This window comes from Enterobacter cloacae complex sp. SYL001, assembly GCF_049237025.1.
Taxonomy (GTDB): domain Bacteria; phylum Pseudomonadota; class Gammaproteobacteria; order Enterobacterales; family Enterobacteriaceae; genus Enterobacter; species Enterobacter intestinihominis.
Genome location: NZ_JBMKJI010000004.1, coordinates 208,434 through 226,292, shown reverse-complemented (window position 1 = coordinate 226,292; position 17,859 = coordinate 208,434). Strand labels below are relative to the sequence as shown.

The following is a 17,859-nucleotide window of genomic DNA, read 5'->3' as shown; positions in this document are numbered from 1 at the left end:
GTGAAATAACAAAACGGCAGCACTTCTGCTGCCGTTCTCACACCGGTAATATAGGTCTGAAATTATTTTGAATGTCATTTCTGGTCTGTATTACTGCCTCCGCTCACCTTGTTTTTAGCGCAAAGCCCTCACTCACCACCACAGGTTTTTCGGTAATGGTCATTAATCAGCATTTCCAGCATATCACTGATGCGAACTCCGCTACGTTCTGCCATAAAGTCCAGTCGAGTTTTTGTTTCGTTCTTCAGGTACGTATTGAGTGCTTTTTTATCGGTACGGGACTGACGTAATTTTTGCTGGTTCCAGGCTTTATTCAGGTTCAGAAGGAATAAACGCTTTGTATCCGGTGCATCGTCCCATAAGTCGATCGCCGTGCGCAGGGCTAAATTGCGTTCAGAATGACTCAGGGGGGTAAACCAGGTACTCATTCCTGGCGTTGAAATATTTAATGAGAGCCCGATAGTGGGCGCATTTCTTTCTTCCTGAAGCGATTTGAGGCTGTTCCATGCCCACAGTACCGCGTCTTCTTCATTAGGTAACCATTTCAGCGGAGCTGGTTTGCTGTAAATATTTTTCCACTGGTCTTTCAGCCTGTCCATGACCTGGCGCTTGAGATGATTTACCGGTGGGGTCGGAATAATAATGTTGTCGAAAAAAGAGATGATAATATTAATTCTTTCCTGGTGGCTTGTCGGAGATACACTCAGATTCATTCGCTGATACCAGTTCTTTCCGAACTCTGCATTTGCTGGTTTGTCAATACCAAGTTCGTAGTCTCCGGCCTTGCAAATATACGCCCATAACCAGAATGTTGCCCGTTCATCCTGTTCTAGCCAGTCAAAACTTTCCAGCGGAAGGATGTTTTCATCACGGGCTGTTTCCATATCAGAAAAAAGTCTTGCCCGCTGTTCTGCATTCGGTATGAACTGATTAATCAGTTTGTTGAGTGCCTGTCGACAACTTTCTGCATCCTGGTGAGGAATGTCACGGGTGTTAATTATTTTATTAACACCCAGCCACCCGGCATAAAAAGCACAGACTCTCAGGTCACGGGTTTTTATAAGATGTTGTCTGCCATTGTCGTAATGTACAACCATTGTGGATACCTGTAATCGTAAACTACATAGTAGTGGTTATGGTGGTGATTGTTGTAGCTACACAGTATCACGATGATGGTTTTATCGTCACTTAAAAACACATCTGGTAGTCATCGTGAGGTTTTATTGTTGATTTATACTGGTTTTGACAAGGTTTTACCATGGTTTTAAAGTTGTCATTTTCTTTGTTTATCTCTCAGATGCTTCTCTGTTTACTGGATGAGTATCGTCTCAATAGGTTATCTTGTTCTCCTGCATGCTTTCGTTTTCATCCCCATCATGGTGCCTGGTTCGCTTCAGGGGGCATTTCTGGTATCAGGTCGGGCTGCCATGAGGTATTTCCATTTTGTTGCTCATAATCAGGATTGAGGGCTTCTGCGGGCAGTGATGATACGGGGTTAATTTGATTGAGGTTATTTGATATGACGTGGTGTCTATTTTCATGTTATTGAAAAAAGATAATTCCAGAGTAACTGATGCAGGCGTTTGTTGTAGGTAAGTGCTGTCTGGCGTGGTTATCTTCATAGCTATTGTTATGCCTGGCGTGTTGGATTGGTATTAATATATTAAAGAAGGGGTCTTATCATTTGTAACAGTAATCGATGATGTGTTATCAGTAAGTGGGTTATGCCTGGGAGGTATTATTATCTGAAGGTATTCACTAAGGGGATAGTACTATTGGATGGTATCCATTGAGCAATCATTGCCATCAGGTAAGAAATACACCATTCAATGTAGTCACAACCTGAATGTTTAGCACTCATTAAAAATCTATCATTAAGAAAACAGAATTGAATTGAGTCGATATTACCATTGACTAGTCCTCGTCAGGATAAAAGTGAAGATGATTAACATCAGTAATCTAATAATCATAACGACAGGGTGGTTACTGGTTAACAGTAACGTTTTGGGTGAATGGTCATGCCTGAAAATCAGCAGGTGAGTATCAATGGTTTATTACTGGTCTGCGTATTAGTGATGAGCGTTAAATGCTCAGTCAGTGAACTAACCTGTAGTAAGCCTGTCGGTATTGCTCTGTCTGCCTGATATTGACGCTTACAATACCTGTCAGTTACAGATACTACGGTGACCCGTTATCCCTGAAAGTTTTTTGATATGTGTAAACAAGGCCATTGGTAACGACTGTAAACGGGGCATTATCCGTGTTGGTGATAATAGTCATGATTGTATCGTAAACAGAATAACCCGATTGAGGTGACGTGGAATAGGGTGATTATCCTGGTAATCACCGCAAGCTATTTAATAAGTAATTGAGCGCTGTAGTGTCTTATACCGCCATAGCTTCCTGTGAGCCTGCATAAGCGCATTGAATAACACGATAGTGGAAATCTGTGGTTAGTATGAATATGGCGCTCCTGATGCGTTACAGGGCGTTTTAGCAGTAGTCCCGATAACGATTATTTATCGGGCTTATTGAACGGGGTAATAATATCATGACAGCAATGAGGGACTGGTACAGGGGCTCTTGCCCCGGGTATATACATCCCTCTGGGGTAATATTTGCTTTTCAGGGTAACCACAACCTATTTTGGGTCCAGGTCAATACAAGGGCATCGCAATCTTCAGCTGCTTCTGTAAGCCAGAATTGCAGCGACTTAACAGTTTCGATCTTCGCTACTGGCCTGACATTGCCGGGATCATTCGCTCACTGGGGATGGAAGAGGTGGAGGTAACATTCAGGGATGAAGCGACAGAGGCAATTATCAACGCCCGCAGACCTTCACAGACGGATTTCTTCAGAGCGTTATTCGATAACATCAGTAACCAAAAAACCGGGGATTACTACGCCTTGTCACGGAGTTTTAAACTCTCCGATACAGCACTGGCGACGATTTGTAATATCACCCGTGATTTGCCACCCGATGAACTCGTTGACGCCGCTTATGTCAAGCGTACCCGCCATCGTCTAACGGGAAGACTGTTTTTTCGCAGCCTTCGGGTCACCCGGCATTAGAACCGATTTCTGAGAGGCGATTACCCTTTACGCAATCATTCTGCCAGCCACGATATTTTACTGAAGCCAGCCGTCTCTGAGGGATCGACTGGCGGACTCGCTGAAGGCAATAAGTTTTTTTTAACAGCACCGGTAATGGTTATGAACGATAACCCACCGGAGTCCATTTTAATGAGTTACACATACGACCCTTACTGGCAGCAACGCATCGCTGATACCTTCAGTTGCGCTCTTAACGCTTACACCCGCTTACTGGCCCTGCGTGTTGACCTCCGTCTGCCGGATACGCCAGCGGCCACCGATGCTGCTGTTATCTCCCGCTTCACCGATTCCCTGAAAGCCCGGATTGATGCCCTTCAGACGCGTCAACGTCGCGAGGGCAAACGCGTCTGGCCGACCACGCTGCGTTTTATCTGGGCGCGGGAGTTTGGTGAAATCAAAGGGAAGAAGCATTACCACGCGGTGCTGTTGCTGAACCGCGATACGTGGTGCGGACCGGGAGATTACAAAGACCCGGATTCGCTTGCAGGTATGATTAAACAAGCGTGGTGCAGCGCCCTGAAGGTGGATGCACAGGCGCATGCCGTTCTGGCTCGTTTCCCGGCGAGTCCAGTCTCATGGTTGACACGTGGCGATGGTGCTCAACTGCAACAGGCCCTGTCGCAGGCGGCCTATTTAGCCAAGCTGGAGACCAAAATCACCGGTGACGGTGAGCGTAACTTCGGTTGCAGCCGTGGCTGAGCCAGACATATCTCGATTCATCAGGCCTGATTGTGCGGGCCGGGTAATTTTTTACAACGTTCCCCTATCCTCTGAGGAGAACCGGTAACCCCATGATTCAACCACCACCGGACGTCTCCCGATAGCCATATCCTCAGAGGGAGAAAAATACCATGACCACGTTGAATACGAATATTAATGCCAGCCCTGACACACTGCTTTCAGCTCAGGACCCGCTTATCGACATGACCTTTATCACCACGTTTACCGGGATGACCGACAAATGGTTTTACAAACTGATTGGCGACGGGTTGTTTCCGAAACCCATCAAGCTGGGGCGCAGCTCCCGCTGGCGCAGAAGCGAGGTGGAAGCCTGGATGCAGCAGCGTATTGCTGATTCCCGTGGCGTCTGAGCAGGGAGGATATCTGAATGGAAAAACGACGCCGCACTCAGCCACAGGCCATCCCGGTTCGCTGGACGTGTCCCCGTTGCCGGCGACAGTACTGTGGCGCCAGACCCTGTCCCGTTTGTTTCAGACCCACCGACGCACCTGCACAACCGTAACCTTTCTGTATTCCGGTGCCGACCACCAACCGTACCGACCCGCTAACGCATAACTGAACCGCCATTCACCCTGCCACGCTGCCCGTACCGGGACGGCTGACGCCTGCGTGTCGTCTGGCGGTAAGGAGAGTACCACTATGTATGCAAAATCGTTTATGGCTCTGGACGGCAACGGCCGTCTCACGGGAGCCATAACCGCGCAGACCGCGCCGTATGACCGCTACAGCTGCCATCTGTGTGCCAGTGCCCTGCAGTACCATCCTGAATACGACACCGAACGTCCGTGGTTTGAACATCATGCAGCAAAGCTTTCGGAGAACGGTCGACAGCACTGCCCGTATGTAAAGCCCGGGGTGAGGGAGACCCGCCATATCCGGCAACTGCAGTCTTATGTACCGGAAGCCCGTCCCCTGGTTTTCTACGCAGACTGGCACTGTCACGGCTGCGGCAGTGATTACCACGGTGAGCGCTACTGCCTCACCTGCCGGACGGGCGAGCACAGTGATGTGCGTGCTGATACCAACCGGATAGAGGAAGTGACGGCATGCGCATGCTGAAATGTTATCTGGCCAATGACCGCGAAGGCCACTTCGCGACAGCCGGGGAGGCCGTGAGTGCGCCGGGGCAGATATGGAGCTGCGCGTCCTGCGGCTGTCGACTGGTGCTCCATGCGGGGACATACGGGGAGCCGCCGTGGTTTGAACATGACCAGCAGAGCGTGGCCCGGCATGTGCTGATGGCCTGCGCCCACCTTGACCCGGAAGTGAAAACCGAAGCCCGGCACCGAAAGCTGCGCAGTCTCATCAACGGGCTGGAAGCGACGGTAATGGTGCTCTCCTGGTACTGCGTGTGGTGCGGCGACCATTACCAGGGCGTGAAGCACTGTCCCCGGTGTCTGACTGGTATCTACAGCATCGAAGAAGCGCACTGGCAGAGAAACTACTGCTGCAGTACCAGATAGTTCCCCGTCTTTATGAACCAGATACCGCCGTAGAGGCGGTGTCCTCCCTGATTTAACCTAAAGAGAGTCTGCATTATGAATCATTCTTACATACGGGCGTCTGATGCTGTCAGCGCGGATGCCGTCAGCACGCGTGCATTTCTGCAACAGGCCGTTGACCATTACCCGCGACTGGCGGCATTCAGCTTTACGCTGGCGCTACCGTATCGTGAAGCCATGAGCGAATACCGGTCATTGATTCTGCGTTTTCACTCTGAAGTCTGGCAGCGCACCGGCGAATATTCGCGCCAGCGTCAGCAGGCACGACATCGTTCACTCCCGACGCTGTTACGCTGGATATGGGAGACGGCCAGCGCACCGGAGTGCAAAATGGTGCTGCTGCTCAATCTCGATACGCTGGGTACAGGGCGAAACCTGCAACTGACCGACAGTGCGCCTCCGGGGCTTAACGCCATCATCGCCGACGCATGGCAAAAGGTGACCGGTACCGCCTGCACTGACGGTGTAACGAGTATGACGCAGATCATTATTAACCGCGTCGCTCAGGGAGTCTTCGCAACACCCTTTAACCAGCTTACCGTGCATGTTAAGGCCATGTCAGAGCCAATAGCAACGGCCAGAACGGGGATGATTTGTCCGTGAAAGTAATAGCTTCTCTAATTAATGGGGGAGTTATCCAGGTCTTCCCCGGTGTCTGCAGCGCCGATATAATCCCTGAATGAAAAAAGCTCACGATACCTTACCCCCGGAACAAACCGTCACAGCACTTGCGCATTTCGCCTGGTGCGCCCTTGTCGCCTTACGTACCGCTCAGCAGGATGGTCAGGCATTGTCGCCACTCAGCACGCATGCATTTATACTGCGCTGGTTAACGGTGGCGTATAAGCAAAAACGGTTTCCACGTGCAATCGCATCTGATATTGAGGGATTGCTGACGCTGGGGCGTAACAAAGGCCTTGCCGCCAGCTTATTCAGTCGTCTGGAATATCTGTGGTCTTCGTGCACCGGACCGGTGTCAGCGCAGTCGGATTTGTATCGGCTGACGTACGCAATTGAACAGCTTAAATCGCGGGGCTGGGTCAATGCAGCGGTGAGTGACAGGGACTGGGACAATGAAACGCTTCTGGCCCTGGAATACAGCGATGCGAATGCACTGCTGGTAAGGAAGTCGGCACTGACCTGCGGATTTTCGGATGGAGGGAAACTCGTTGCGCCGGTTGAGTTTCTTGTGAATGGCGACTTGTCAGCCTGTATGGCTGTTTTTGCGGCTCATACACTGTCGGCTGTCATGCTGGAGTCGAATCGGATCGTGTTACAACCTTGAGCAGTAAAACAACCGTTCTCAACCCGCAGCAAAGCTCATCACTGTCCACGTCTGTCTTTCTGTAAACCGAACGGGTGTTGTTCCTGGTCGCGCTAATGCACCGGCGGCTGAGATATTCATATCGCTGGTACAGGTATGAGATATGCGTAAAGTCCGGGCGTTGCAATTCCTTTAATCTGAAAAAAAATAAATAAGCCCGGTTTACGTGAATAATAAGAAATGATGGAAACCTGAAACTGTCGCCAGTTTTTCACATGCTCAGTCACGTCCAGCTTCTCAATTTCTGATAAAAGTACAAAATCAGATATTTCACGTGACTGGTGATATTTTGTACAAATATACACCCTAAGCCAAATTGATCATTTTCTGTACATCCTTATCCCGCGGGGCCTGAAGGGTTATGGTGTAAAATTTTTATAAATCAGAAAGATGATATTTTTTTTGTTAAAAGCCAGGAATGTAAATCTTTGTTACATTTTTTCATTTTCGATCTGGCAGGGAACGTTCCCAAACTCCAGCCATTGGGCCTTATCCGAAATTTTTCATTTCAGACAAATACCCAGAAAATACAGTGTCGACATGCTGGTGGATGGAATGCGCCCGCTTTTTTTGGTTCCGGGATTTTTATTTACGTCGGATGACGCGAACCGGAAAGTTGTTCTGGCTGGGTAATTTTTTCTTATTTATTTTTCACTGGCATTGACCGTTTCTATCACTCCATAGAACAGGGACAGCCATGTCTAATTCTTCCTTTCAGTCCGAAATCCCTAAAGCGCGTATTAATTTAAAACTTGATTTGCATACCGGTGGTGCGAGCAAGAAAACGGAGCTCCCCCTGAAATTGCTCGTGGCGGGCGACTTCAGTAATGGTCAGGAGTCTGCCCCTTGTCTGAGCGCAAAAAAGTTGATTTGAATAAAAATAATTGTGATTCTGTCATTTCTGAATATTCCCCAAAAGTCAATCTTACCGTTAAAAACACGCTTGCTGATGATGGCAGTGAAGACAACATCAGTCTGACCTTCCGGAGCATGAAGGACTACCAGCGTCGGTGAGACATCCGCGTCATACAACTCTTTGAACGCAGCCACTATCTCACGGGTGGTCATCCCTTTGGCGTACAGTGACAGGATTTGGTTATCCATCCCGGTGATCCGGGTCTGGTTTTTCTTCACCAGTTGGGGCTCGAAGGAGCCGTCACGATCGCACGGCGTACGCAGTTCCAGCGGGCCATCGCCGGTGGTAACGGTTTTTGTGAAATAGCCGTTGCGGGAGTTGGCACCCGGTTTAGACTGATGTTTACCGTAGCCGAGGTGATGGAGCATTTCGGCGTTGAGGCGGCGCTCAACGTTGATTTTTTTCAGCAGGCGATCGAACTGGTTGAGATCGTCAGGGGTTTTGAGATTTTTGGTCAGTTCGTTAGCCAGAGCCTACAACTGTTTTTCGTCCATAAAGTAACCTGCTTTTGATGTTGAATTGAACATATCAAAATCAGGCAATTACACAAACTTGTGTACAGGCTCCATACAGCTAACCCGGCCCGTCACATCGTAATGTCAACCCGTAATGCATAACATCATGCAGCGTTCCATTAATGAGTCGGGAATCATATTCAACCTTCTTGAATCGCCACGGGTAATCTAGACACTTCCGAGCCGTTGATGGACTGACCCCACCCCGGTAGACGATCCTGCCCTATAGTAACGAGCGCATGGCAGACATGTCCCCGTTCTGGATGCTAAATGTTCTGAACAGCGCCGAACTGGTACTGGGGCAGTATCAGCGCCTGCAGCACAGCCCGCCAAGTACTGTGGTTCCGACCTTAATGGGGGCCGCCAGCTGTCAGTAAAGGTCAGTGTCTGACCCCGGAGACACGCGGACAGCCAAGCACCTACCAATCATCTGCTGGTCCCGCGCTAGCAAATCAGCCAGTTGCGTAAAGAAATGCGGCATGTTGTGCCGCTGGTTCTGAATGGTCAGGTTGGCAGCGCGATGACGAATGACATGCTGCCGCAGGCGGCTATCCCGGGAGAAGGGGGAAGGTCTGGCGTGAGTCTTCAGCGGTGAGCTCAATTGCTGCATGGGTCACTACCTTCGCCATATCTTGAGCATACTACCGGAGTAGTCCAGCAACAAAGTGGCCGAACTACTTCCATGGAACGTGGTTCTTCCCGATAAATAATCGTCAATACGGCGCTCGTTTAACGCTTACACATTAAATATTAATTAAGCCTGATTGGATGTTTTTCATTTTTTTTAATTGGTGTGCTTGACCTTCCAGTAACATCAACCTTTAGCCTTGTAAGAAATTGCTACAGCGCCGTTTTCGGATGGGCCGGGGCTGCCTGTGGCGTATGAAAGGATCACTGTTATGAAAATGAAAATTGGGGTTCTGATTGTGTCGGCCGCAATCATCGCCACTGCCGGGATTGCGTTTGCCCGGGATAGTGGCGGCAACGATGAGCCGGCCGCAGCGGCCGCACCTATGGCTCCCCAGGTTCCCGTAGCCGAAGTGCTCTCGCGTCAGATAGTCCCTTCGGCAGAGTTTACCGGTTCATTGGCGGCCCCAAAAACCGTAGAGCTACGCCCACGCGTTGGCGGTACCATCGACGCTGTCAGCGTACCTGAAGGCAGCATGGTGCGTCAGGGGCAGCTGCTGTTCCAAATTGATCCTCGTCCATTCCAGGTGGCTCTTGACAGCGCGCAAGCACGACTCAAGCAGGCAGAAGCGCTGGCTATCCAGGCCAATCGCGATTTTGAACGAGTTGGTCGGCTGGTGAACAATGGCGCGGTATCCCGGAAAGATTACGATGACGCCGCTTCTACACGTCATGCTCGTCAGGCTGAGGTGCAGGCTGCAAAGGCCGAGGTTGCGGCGGCGAAACTGGACTTGTCTTATTCGCGCGTGGTGGCACCGATTACCGGCCGCGTGGATCGCATGCTGGTGACTGAGGGAAATCTGGTCAGCGGCGGTGGTACGGGATCTGCGACGCTATTGACAACGATTGTTTCCGTCAATCCGCTATACGCTTACTTTGATATTGACGAAGCGACGTTCCTTAATTCAGTCAGCAAGGCACGTCCTGACGCAGTTAACAAGGTGGAAGAGCGTTTACCCGTGCATGTTGGGCTGGCGACAGAAAAAGGTTTCCCGCATCAGGGAACGCTCGATTTTGTCGGGAATCAGATCGATCGTAGTACCGGTACTGTCAGGGTACGTGCCGTAATCCCTAACGACGATGGGAAACTGACGCCAGGTGCCTTTGCCCGCGTGCAGCTGGCCACCGGTGCGGCACATCAGGCGATTCTGATTGACGATCAGGCGATAGGGAGCGATCAGGGACGCAACTATGTCCTGGTGGTGGGTGCGGATAATAAGGCGCAGTATCGCCCGATTGAGCTGGGCGCGGTGGTTGATGGTTTGCGCGTGGTCAAGAGTGGCCTGAAAGCCGGTGAGAACATTATTATCAAGGGGCTGGTGCGTCCCGGTATGGCGGTGACGCCGCGTTTGACCCCGATGCAGGCTTCTGGCGCGTCGGTTAGCGAGGGGGAAAAAGCCGGCTCCGTTGAAGGGGGAGGCCAATAATGAAATTCCCACACTTCTTCATCCAGCGGCCTATTTTCGCGATTGTGTTATCGGTGTTTATGCTGATAGCTGGCGCTCTGGCTTTCTTTCAGCTTCCGCTGAGTGAATACCCATCGGTAACACCGCCTACCGTGCAGGTTTCGGCAAGCTACCCTGGTGCTAACCCTAAGGTGATTGCTGACACCGTTGCTGCTCCACTGGAACAGGCAATCAACGGGGTGGAAGGCATGTTGTACATGAGTTCCCAGATGTCTGCCGACGGTCGAATGGTCTTGACGATTTCATTCCGGCAGGGAACCGACCCCGATATTGCGCAGATTCAGGTGCAGAACCGGGTTTCTCGGGCCTTGCCGCGCTTGCCGACTGAGGTGCAGCAGATCGGTGTCGTGACGGAGAAAACGTCACCGGATATCCTCATGGTTGTGCATATATTTGCACAGGGCGATCGCTACGATCCGCTTTATGTTTCCAACTATGCCATGTTGAACGTGCGTGATGAGCTATCACGCTTGCCAGGTATTGCCAGCGTCACGCTTGGGGGCGAGGGTGAATACGCGATGCGCGTCTGGCTGGATCCGACCAAAGTCGCTTCCCGCGGTTTGACGGCCAGTGATGTGACCGCAGCAATTCGTGAGCAGAATGTCCAGGTCGCGGCCGGTTCTGTCGGTCAACAGCCGAACAGCTCCTCAGCCTTCGAAGTCAGTATCAATGCCCAGGGGCGTCTGACCACCGTTGAGCAGTTTGGCGATATCGTGATCAAAGCTGGCGCTGACGGGCAGGTTACCCGCCTGCGCGATGTTGCGCGTCTGGAATTGGGATCGGACAACTATTCCCTGCGCAGCCTGCTGGACGATAAAAATGCCGTGGGTATGCACATCGTTATGACGCCAGGCGCCAATGCGCTGGACGTCTCTGCCTCGGTTCGGGCGACGATGGCGAGGCTGCAGGCCAACTTCCCGGAAGGTATCGAATACCGTATCGCTTATGACCCGACAGTGTTTGTCAGCGCCTCGTTGAAATCAGTGGCAATGACGTTGCTGGAGGCGACGGTGTTGGTGGTACTGGTGGTGATGCTGTTCCTGCAAACCTGGCGGGCTTCGATCATCCCTCTGGTCGCGGTACCTATTTCGTTGGTCGGTACTTTCGCCCTCATGTATTTGTTCGGCTTTTCGCTCAACACGCTGTCGTTGTTTGGTCTGGTGTTATCGATTGGTATCGTTGTCGATGATGCCATTGTGGTGGTTGAAAACGTCGAACGGCATATTGCACAGGGCCGTTCTCCGAAAGAAGCGGCAAGAAGGGCCATGGACGAGGTGACTGGCCCTATTTTAGCCATTACTTCCGTTTTGGCTGCTGTGTTTATTCCTTCTGCGTTCCTGTCAGGATTGCAGGGGGAGTTCTATCGCCAGTTCGCGCTGACCATCGCCATTTCGACGATCTTGTCTGCGATCAACTCGTTGACGTTGTCGCCGGCGCTGGCATCGGTTCTGCTTAGACCCCATCAGGATATGGCGCAGGCCGACAGGTTGACGCGCATCATGGATCGCGTATTCGGTGGTTTCTTCCGTCGCTTTAACGCTTTCTTCGATAGATTGTCGAACAACTACGTTGGCGCAGTCCGCCGGGCCGTACGCGGCAGTATCATCGTGCTGGTGCTGTATGCCGGTTTCCTGGGCCTGACACTGTTGGGGTTCCAGCAGGTTCCTAACGGTTTTGTGCCCGCTCAGGACAAATACTATCTGGTTGGGATTGCTCAATTGCCTTCCGGCGCCTCGTTGGATCGCACGGAAGCCGTAGTGAAAGAGATGTCCCGAATTGCGCTGGCGGAACCTGGAGTGGAAAGCGTCGTGGCGTTTCCTGGGTTGTCGGTAAACGGCCCTAACATGCCTAACTCCGCATTGATGTTTACCATGCTGAAACCCTTCAGTGAACGTAAGGATCCTTCGCTGTCTGCCGAGGCTATTGCCGGTAGCCTGATGGGGAAATTTAGCCAGATACCTGACGGTTTTGTCGGGATCTTCCCGCCACCACCGGTACCGGGGCTGGGCAGCATGGGAGGATTTAAACTCCAGATCGAAGACCGGGCAGGGCTTGGCTTTGAAGAGCTGACCCGTGTTCAAGGGATGGTTATGGCGAAGGCCATGCAGGCTCCTGAACTGGCAGGGATGATGGCCAGTTTCCAGACCAACGCACCTCAGTTGCAGGTTGATATCGACCGCGTCAAAGCCAAGTCTCAGGGCGTCGCACTGACCGATATCTTTGATACGTTGCAGGTGAATCTGGGGTCGCTGTATGTAAATGACTTTAACCGCTTCGGTCGTACGTATCGGGTGATCACTCAGGCGGATGCGCAATTCCGTATGCAGCCTGAAGATATCGGGTTGCTTAAAGTGCGTAATGCCGCGGGTGACATGATCCCACTGGGAACGCTGGTGAACATTACCCGTACCTCTGGACCAGACCGTGTTATGCGTTACAACGGTTATCCGTCGGCGGATATTACCGGTGGCGCAGCGCCTGGCTACTCCTCCGGACAGGCAACGGCAGCTATTGAGAAGATCGTTAGTGAAACGCTGCCTGAGGGAATGACATACGAATGGACCGATCTGACTTACCAGGAGAAGCAGACTGGCAACTCGGCGCTGTATATCTTCCCGTTGGCGGTGTTCCTGGCGTTCCTGATCCTGGCCGCACAATACAACAGCTGGTCGCTGCCGTTTGCGGTGCTGTTAATTGCCCCAATGGCATTACTTTCCGCGATCGCCGGGGTTTGGCTATCGAATGGAGATAACAACATCTTCACGCAGATTGGTTTTGTGGTGCTGGTGGGACTGGCGGCGAAAAACGCAATCCTGATCGTCGAGTTCGCTCGCGCCAGAGAGAGTGAAGGCGTCGATCCTCTGGCTGCTGTGCTGGAGGCCGCTCGCCTGCGTCTGCGCCCGATACTGATGACCTCGTTGGCATTTATTGCGGGGGTTGTGCCTTTGGTGATCGCGAGCGGTGCCGGTGCGGAAATGCGTCATGCCATGGGGATTGCCGTGTTTGCCGGGATGCTGGGGGTGACGCTGTTCGGACTCTTGTTGACGCCAGTGTTCTATGTCGTGGTCCGTAAGCTGGTTATTCGCCGGGAAATCAAGCAGGCACAGCGGGCAATCAGTGATTCACGGCCATGACGGGCGGAGAGAGAATAATGAAAGCAGAGTATGAAATGAACCATCGTATTAATAAACTCTCGGTGCTGGCGATGGCGCTGGTATTGGCCGGTTGTACTATGGCGCCGGACTACGAACGGCCTTCTGCACCAACGAGCTCAAGCTATCCTTCGGGAGCGGCTTATGCTCAGGGAACAGTTTCAGCGGCTCAGACTGCCGTGGCTGATATCGGTTGGCGCGATTTCTATCGTGATCCGTTGTTGCAACAATTACTTGAGGTCGCGTTGGCAAACAACCGCGATCTGCGCAAGTCGGTGCTGGATGTTGAGGCCGCGCGGGCTCAGTACCGGATCCGTCGTGCCGATATGTTGCCAACACTGAATGTGGATGCGGGCGCTACCGTGCAGCGTCTGCCCGCAGATGTCAGCCCGAGTGGTACAACGCAGATAACGCGGAGTTATGACGTTAATGGTGCGGTGTCAGCCTGGGAGCTGGATTTGTGGGGACGGGTTCGTAGCCTCAGCGATCGGGCGCTGGCAACGTACCTGGCGTTGGATGAAACACGGATTGCGGCAAGGCTGAGCCTGCTCGCTGAGGTGACAAACGCTTATCTGACGTTGCGTGCGGATCAGGAGTTGCTGCAACTGGCTCACGATACGCTGAGCACGCAAAAGAGGACTTACGCATTGACCCAGGCGCTGTTTGATGCGGGTAATGCAACGCAAATTGATTTGCGGCGCGCAGAGATTGCGTTGCGTACTGCGGAAGTCAGTCAGGCTGCTTATACGAGGGTGGCGGCGCAGGATCGCAATGCACTGGTTTTGCTTTTAGGGCAGCCATTGACGGCCGAACTCTCGGCCAGCCTGGATAAGGCGAATACCTTGCCCGATGACATCATCCCTTCCGCGTTGCCGGCGGGCTTGCCGGCAGAATTGCTGGTGCGTCGTCCGGATGTCCGTGCGGCAGAGCAGCAACTGCGTGCGGCCAATGCCAATATCGGGGCCGCTCGCGCGGCATTTTTCCCGGCAATCAGTTTGACAGGATCGGCTGGTACGGCCAGTTCGAGTCTGGACGGGTTGTTCGAGCCGGGGTCAGCGGCCTGGAGTTTTGTTCCGCAAATCTCGTTGCCTATTTTCCGGGGAGGCGCTCTGCGCGCCAATCTGGACCTAGCCCAGGTACAAAAGCGCATCGAAATTGCGAATTACGAGAAGGCGATTCAGGTTGCCTTCCGCGAAGTGGCTGATGGCCTGGCGGGCAGACAAACCCTGGACGATCAATTCCGTTCAGAACAATTGTTGGTGCAGGCCAGCCAGGCTAACTATGAATTGGCCTCACAGCGCTTCCGGGCCGGTATTGACGATAATCTGGCGGAGCTTGACGCGCAACGAGCGCTGTTCAGTGCACAGCAAACTCTGGTTCAGACCCGACTGGCGCGAATGAGCAATTTGGTCAATTTGTATAAAGCGCTGGGGGGCGGATGGACAGAAAGCTCTCCGGCTAAGCCATAACTCTCCGGGCAGGTTAACGCCACTGTCTGGCGATAAGGTCGGCAATACGTGGGTGGAGGGATAAAACCGCCCGCGTATTGCATTGTCGTAGGGATAAGGGGTTACGGCGCGGCAACCACTTCTTTTACTGCGAGGACTGCTACGTCTTCGTCTTGTTGCCCGACAGCCGGCAGAAAGCACAACTGAACGGTTTACTTGAAATACTTTGGGGCAGTATATATCCCCACCTCAGGTGAAACGCTTAGTCAGAGAATATAAGCACGAAAATTTTTGGCGATAGGGCTTGACCTTACAACGGTGGCAAGTTCTATCATTGAAGTTACTACAACTAAATAGGATATATATATGCAATTACATCTAGAAAATATGACATGCGGCGGATGTGCCCGGACAGTGACTAAAGTGATTCAAAATATTGATCCTGAGGCAAGTATCATAACTGATCCACCGACTCGTAAGATCGAAGTGAAAACTTCTTTATCTACTGAACAAGTTGCTAATGCTTTACGTGAGGCAGGTTTTCCTCCGAGAGAGTAGTTAACTAAAAATGGTTACCTCCCCGCTGTGGTAACCATTTTTTATCATGTATCCTTACGGTTAGAAGTATTTCTGTTATTATTATGCACCATGGTGGGGTGTTTAGATGTCTTGAGTTGTAGTTTTGATTTAATATGTCTATTACTTAACTCACTAATTTTTTCTCTATGTTAAATGTATTGTGTTCAATATTTATGTGTGATTTACTAAATCATCGGTTTTTTCTTTTAAGGCCTCATTAATGTATCATGTGACGTCAAGTATTTGTGGAGGGAGTATTTGGTTTTTTTTAAATATATTAAGAACAGGGTGGTATGCCAAATTTATCATCATAAAAAGTAAGAAGAGCGAAGTATACGTAAACCAAACGCTGTAAGTTTAAGCATGCCATTTTTGTTCCATGCACTTCTTGATAGCTCCGGGTTTTCAGTCATCAGCCGATACCTCTTCCTGTATCAGGTTATTCAGAGATTCATGAGGCCGCTCGTTATTGTATTACCTCAGCCAGCATAATGTAATTCTCCCGTACCTCATTCTGAGTTCTAAATAGATTAAAATCCAGTATTTATGTCCGATAGCGGCGGTTAAACAGTTCTGCTTTGCATTAGTAACCCGCGTCCCCGGTAGGCGTTGATACGATATGCTTCCCGCAGAGAATGCACCGACTGGTATTTCTGTGCCGGCCTTAGAACTTTTGCTTCAGCATCTCCTGAAGCATCTCCTTGTCCACACTCAGGCCAGCCACCTGTTTCTTCAGTAGCTGATTTTCATCCTCCTGCTACCGCATGTGATTCAGTTCTGAATGAGAAATATCGCCTTATTCCTTACGGTATGTAATGGGATTGTCAGGGCATCGTACAATAGCGTGTTCGACAGCGTGATGAACTACTATCCAGAAGAGCTTGACCGTACGTTCGAGATAATTCTCGATAGCGTGGAGGCTCATATAAAGGTCTATGTGTCGGTCAAGAATCTTGATGCCAGTATGGCGGTAGAAGTACTCAATGAAGTAATATCAGCAAATATTATTGCTATCTAAAAATCAAAGAGACTGATATGTTAGTCTTAAAATAATAGTCAGTTAGAGACTCAACGGACGGAACAAACTAGCTGGCAGTTCGTACTATGCCCATACTATTATGGAATGACGATATTCAATTTATGTCAAATTTTTCAAGTATTCATTCGTCAATTCTGGTTAAGCTGGGATTCGGCCCATCTGACATGTGATGTCGTAGTTTTCCTGATATTTTCGTGGTCATTGTTTATGGGGGGGAGAAGAACCTCGGCGCAAAAGACTGTCGGTGCGGTCTTATTTAAGGTGCTAGGGTTTTCTTTCGCTATACATGATTTTATACTAGCGAGAATATAGATAAAGGATTTGGGAATGTAATGAATTTTAATGCTGTCCTCATATGCTATTATCCTGCGCTTATAATCCACTCCACTGAAAGTGTAATAGTACATGCTCCTGCTCGTAATCTTCCGGTGATATATCACTCAGGGCTTGAAGCCATTTCCAAGCCAGTAGATGACTCGCAAAACATCATCTGATATCAACATTCAAATATATGTTTCTGATAGTCCACTTTTCGGAGACTCTGCCAGTTCCTGGCGTGTCAGAATGTCCAGTTGATACCAGCAAAACCGCTGATATTGTCTCGCGCTGACACAACAGGACTGTCACTGGTTTTATCCGCAAGCCAGGCATATGAAGCGCCCAGTAGGGTGCCCCAGTGTTCATTAAACTGATGCTGCCAGCTCAGGGTAGTCTGCGTAGCATAAAATCCTGCGCTACGGTTGTATTCCCGGAAACCGGTTGTGCGGCTCTGGGCAGCATTAACGCCGTACCAGGTGTTAATGTACCGGGCGTCACCAAAAAGTGCCGCGCCCTGCAGGGCAACCGTATCTGTGTCGTTCTGCCAGGGCACGAGCGTCAGCGAGGCCTGGTACTGTACCCCCTGTGAATCCGTCAGCGGCAGAGTTGCACGGATTTCCGGGGTAAACCAGCTGTTCACCTGCCAGCCAACAGCAACCTGCGTGTTCAGTGCACCACGGATGTTTCCCATTCCTTTCAGTTTGTCAGAACCATCGCGCCACGATGAATTTTGATCGGCACGGCCAAAACTGTATCCGAACGCATTTTCAAAATAGAGGCCATTATCCGTCTGCAGGTCATAACCGATACCTTTTGTTGAGTCGAAGAAAAACGCGCCTTTACGGACCTGCAGGGAAGGCATCACTGTCCAGTGCTGCTTATCCGCGCCACTGTAGCGGGGGGCGTTTTCTCCCATTATCCCCACCGTCACTCCATCCTGATTGCCGCTGTCGGCAATAGCGGACCCGCAGGTCGCTGCCAGCAGGATCACTGTACACCCTGTTACAGACGAATACGTTGCCATCATATATCCCTCGTTTTATGTTTATGCATTACGG

13 protein-coding genes and 3 pseudogenes are annotated in these 17,859 nt (G+C 50.9%); 13 read left to right on the top strand and 3 right to left on the bottom strand.

Translation table 11 applies throughout. From position 1 onward, the window contains the following. Positions 1-128: 128 nt before the first annotated feature. Positions 129-1,097 (bottom strand): hypothetical protein, encoded by a 969-nt coding sequence (locus ACOTZP_RS07230; protein ID WP_016154453.1) that lies wholly within the window; start codon positions 1,095-1,097, stop codon positions 129-131. A 1,606-nt stretch (positions 1,098-2,703) separates the two neighbouring features. On the opposite strand from ACOTZP_RS07230, the gene ACOTZP_RS07225 reads away from it, so the two are divergent. From ACOTZP_RS07225 to tssB, 8 genes and pseudogenes are all read left to right on the top strand, one after another. After that, positions 2,704-3,072 carry a hypothetical protein gene (locus tag ACOTZP_RS07225; RefSeq protein WP_009652475.1) on the top strand — a complete coding sequence of 123 codons (369 nt, stop codon included), beginning with the start codon at positions 2,704-2,706 and terminating at the stop codon, positions 3,070-3,072. A 171-nt stretch (positions 3,073-3,243) separates the two neighbouring features. Then, a complete protein-coding gene (locus ACOTZP_RS07220; RefSeq protein WP_016154452.1) occupies positions 3,244-3,813 on the top strand; it encodes an inovirus Gp2 family protein in 570 nt (189 codons plus the stop codon). A gap of 152 nt (positions 3,814-3,965) precedes the next feature. After that, positions 3,966-4,205 carry a helix-turn-helix transcriptional regulator gene (locus ACOTZP_RS07215; RefSeq protein ID WP_009652493.1) on the top strand — a complete coding sequence of 80 codons (240 nt, stop codon included), beginning with the start codon at positions 3,966-3,968 and terminating at the stop codon, positions 4,203-4,205. A gap of 289 nt (positions 4,206-4,494) precedes the next feature. After that, the gene (locus ACOTZP_RS07210; RefSeq protein WP_016154451.1) at positions 4,495-4,914 is read left to right on the top strand and encodes a putative zinc ribbon protein; all 420 of its coding nucleotides are present in this window, start codon (positions 4,495-4,497) and stop codon (positions 4,912-4,914) included. After that, the gene (locus ACOTZP_RS07205) at positions 4,902-5,318 is read left to right on the top strand and encodes a putative zinc ribbon protein (protein WP_009652429.1); all 417 of its coding nucleotides are present in this window, start codon (positions 4,902-4,904) and stop codon (positions 5,316-5,318) included. The genes ACOTZP_RS07210 and ACOTZP_RS07205 overlap by 13 nt, the downstream gene beginning before the upstream one ends. A gap of 75 nt (positions 5,319-5,393) precedes the next feature. Further along, positions 5,394-5,960, top strand: a complete 567-nt coding sequence (locus tag ACOTZP_RS07200; RefSeq protein WP_009652434.1) for a YagK/YfjJ domain-containing protein — start codon at positions 5,394-5,396, stop codon at positions 5,958-5,960. Positions 5,961-6,036: 76 nt separating this feature from the next. Continuing rightward, on the top strand, positions 6,037-6,642 hold the full coding sequence (locus ACOTZP_RS07195; protein WP_009652485.1) for a DUF2913 family protein: 606 nt from the start codon (positions 6,037-6,039) through the stop codon (positions 6,640-6,642). A 736-nt stretch (positions 6,643-7,378) separates the two neighbouring features. Then, positions 7,379-7,683: pseudogene (gene tssB, locus ACOTZP_RS07190) on the top strand (type VI secretion system contractile sheath small subunit); the annotation flags it as partial. Here the strand turns inward: tssB and ACOTZP_RS07185 are convergent. Beyond that, positions 7,681-8,067, bottom strand: a pseudogene (locus ACOTZP_RS07185) (transposase); the annotation flags it as partial. The pseudogenes tssB and ACOTZP_RS07185 overlap by 3 nt on opposite strands. 272 nt (positions 8,068-8,339) lie before the next feature. Between ACOTZP_RS07185 and ACOTZP_RS07180 the strand changes: the two are divergent. From ACOTZP_RS07180 to ACOTZP_RS07160, 5 genes and pseudogenes are all read left to right on the top strand, one after another. Continuing rightward, positions 8,340-8,465 (top strand): annotated as a pseudogene (locus ACOTZP_RS07180) (hypothetical protein); the annotation flags it as partial. Between the two features lie 546 nt (positions 8,466-9,011). Further along, positions 9,012-10,226, top strand: coding sequence for an efflux RND transporter periplasmic adaptor subunit (locus ACOTZP_RS07175; RefSeq protein ID WP_009652401.1), 1,215 nt, complete (start codon positions 9,012-9,014; stop codon positions 10,224-10,226). Continuing rightward, complete coding sequence (locus tag ACOTZP_RS07170) at positions 10,226-13,399, top strand: efflux RND transporter permease subunit (RefSeq protein ID WP_009652455.1); 3,174 nt, start codon at positions 10,226-10,228, stop codon at positions 13,397-13,399. Before ACOTZP_RS07175 ends, ACOTZP_RS07170 begins: the two co-directional genes overlap by 1 nt. A gap of 17 nt (positions 13,400-13,416) precedes the next feature. Beyond that, positions 13,417-14,886, top strand: a complete 1,470-nt coding sequence (locus ACOTZP_RS07165; RefSeq protein ID WP_009652383.1) for an efflux transporter outer membrane subunit — start codon at positions 13,417-13,419, stop codon at positions 14,884-14,886. Between the two features lie 345 nt (positions 14,887-15,231). Beyond that, positions 15,232-15,423 (top strand): heavy-metal-associated domain-containing protein, encoded by a 192-nt coding sequence (locus tag ACOTZP_RS07160; protein ID WP_016154448.1) that lies wholly within the window; start codon positions 15,232-15,234, stop codon positions 15,421-15,423. Positions 15,424-17,042: 1,619 nt separating this feature from the next. Here the strand turns inward: ACOTZP_RS07160 and ACOTZP_RS07155 are convergent. After that, positions 17,043-17,828, bottom strand: a complete 786-nt coding sequence (locus ACOTZP_RS07155; protein WP_016154445.1) for a MipA/OmpV family protein — start codon at positions 17,826-17,828, stop codon at positions 17,043-17,045. Between the last annotated feature and the right edge of the window lie 31 nt (positions 17,829-17,859).

Excerpts from the sequence above, each read along its gene's own strand:
- ACOTZP_RS07205 (WP_009652429.1), top strand. The coding sequence starts at position 4,902 with ATGCGCATGCTGAAATGTTATCTGGCCAATGACCGCGAAGGCCACTTC.
- ACOTZP_RS07175 (WP_009652401.1), top strand. The coding sequence starts at position 9,012 with ATGAAAATGAAAATTGGGGTTCTGATTGTGTCGGCCGCAATCATCGCC.
- ACOTZP_RS07170 (WP_009652455.1), top strand. The coding sequence starts at position 10,226 with ATGAAATTCCCACACTTCTTCATCCAGCGGCCTATTTTCGCGATTGTG.
- ACOTZP_RS07165 (WP_009652383.1), top strand. The coding sequence starts at position 13,417 with ATGAAAGCAGAGTATGAAATGAACCATCGTATTAATAAACTCTCGGTG.
- ACOTZP_RS07210 (WP_016154451.1), top strand. The coding sequence starts at position 4,495 with ATGTATGCAAAATCGTTTATGGCTCTGGACGGCAACGGCCGTCTCACG.
- ACOTZP_RS07200 (WP_009652434.1), top strand. The coding sequence starts at position 5,394 with ATGAATCATTCTTACATACGGGCGTCTGATGCTGTCAGCGCGGATGCC.
- ACOTZP_RS07160 (WP_016154448.1), top strand. The coding sequence starts at position 15,232 with ATGCAATTACATCTAGAAAATATGACATGCGGCGGATGTGCCCGGACA.
- ACOTZP_RS07155 (WP_016154445.1), bottom strand. The coding sequence starts at position 17,828 with ATGATGGCAACGTATTCGTCTGTAACAGGGTGTACAGTGATCCTGCTG.
- ACOTZP_RS07215 (WP_009652493.1), top strand. The coding sequence starts at position 3,966 with ATGACCACGTTGAATACGAATATTAATGCCAGCCCTGACACACTGCTT.
- ACOTZP_RS07195 (WP_009652485.1), top strand. The coding sequence starts at position 6,037 with ATGAAAAAAGCTCACGATACCTTACCCCCGGAACAAACCGTCACAGCA.
- ACOTZP_RS07230 (WP_016154453.1), bottom strand. The coding sequence starts at position 1,097 with ATGGTTGTACATTACGACAATGGCAGACAACATCTTATAAAAACCCGT.
- ACOTZP_RS07220 (WP_016154452.1), top strand. The coding sequence starts at position 3,244 with ATGAGTTACACATACGACCCTTACTGGCAGCAACGCATCGCTGATACC.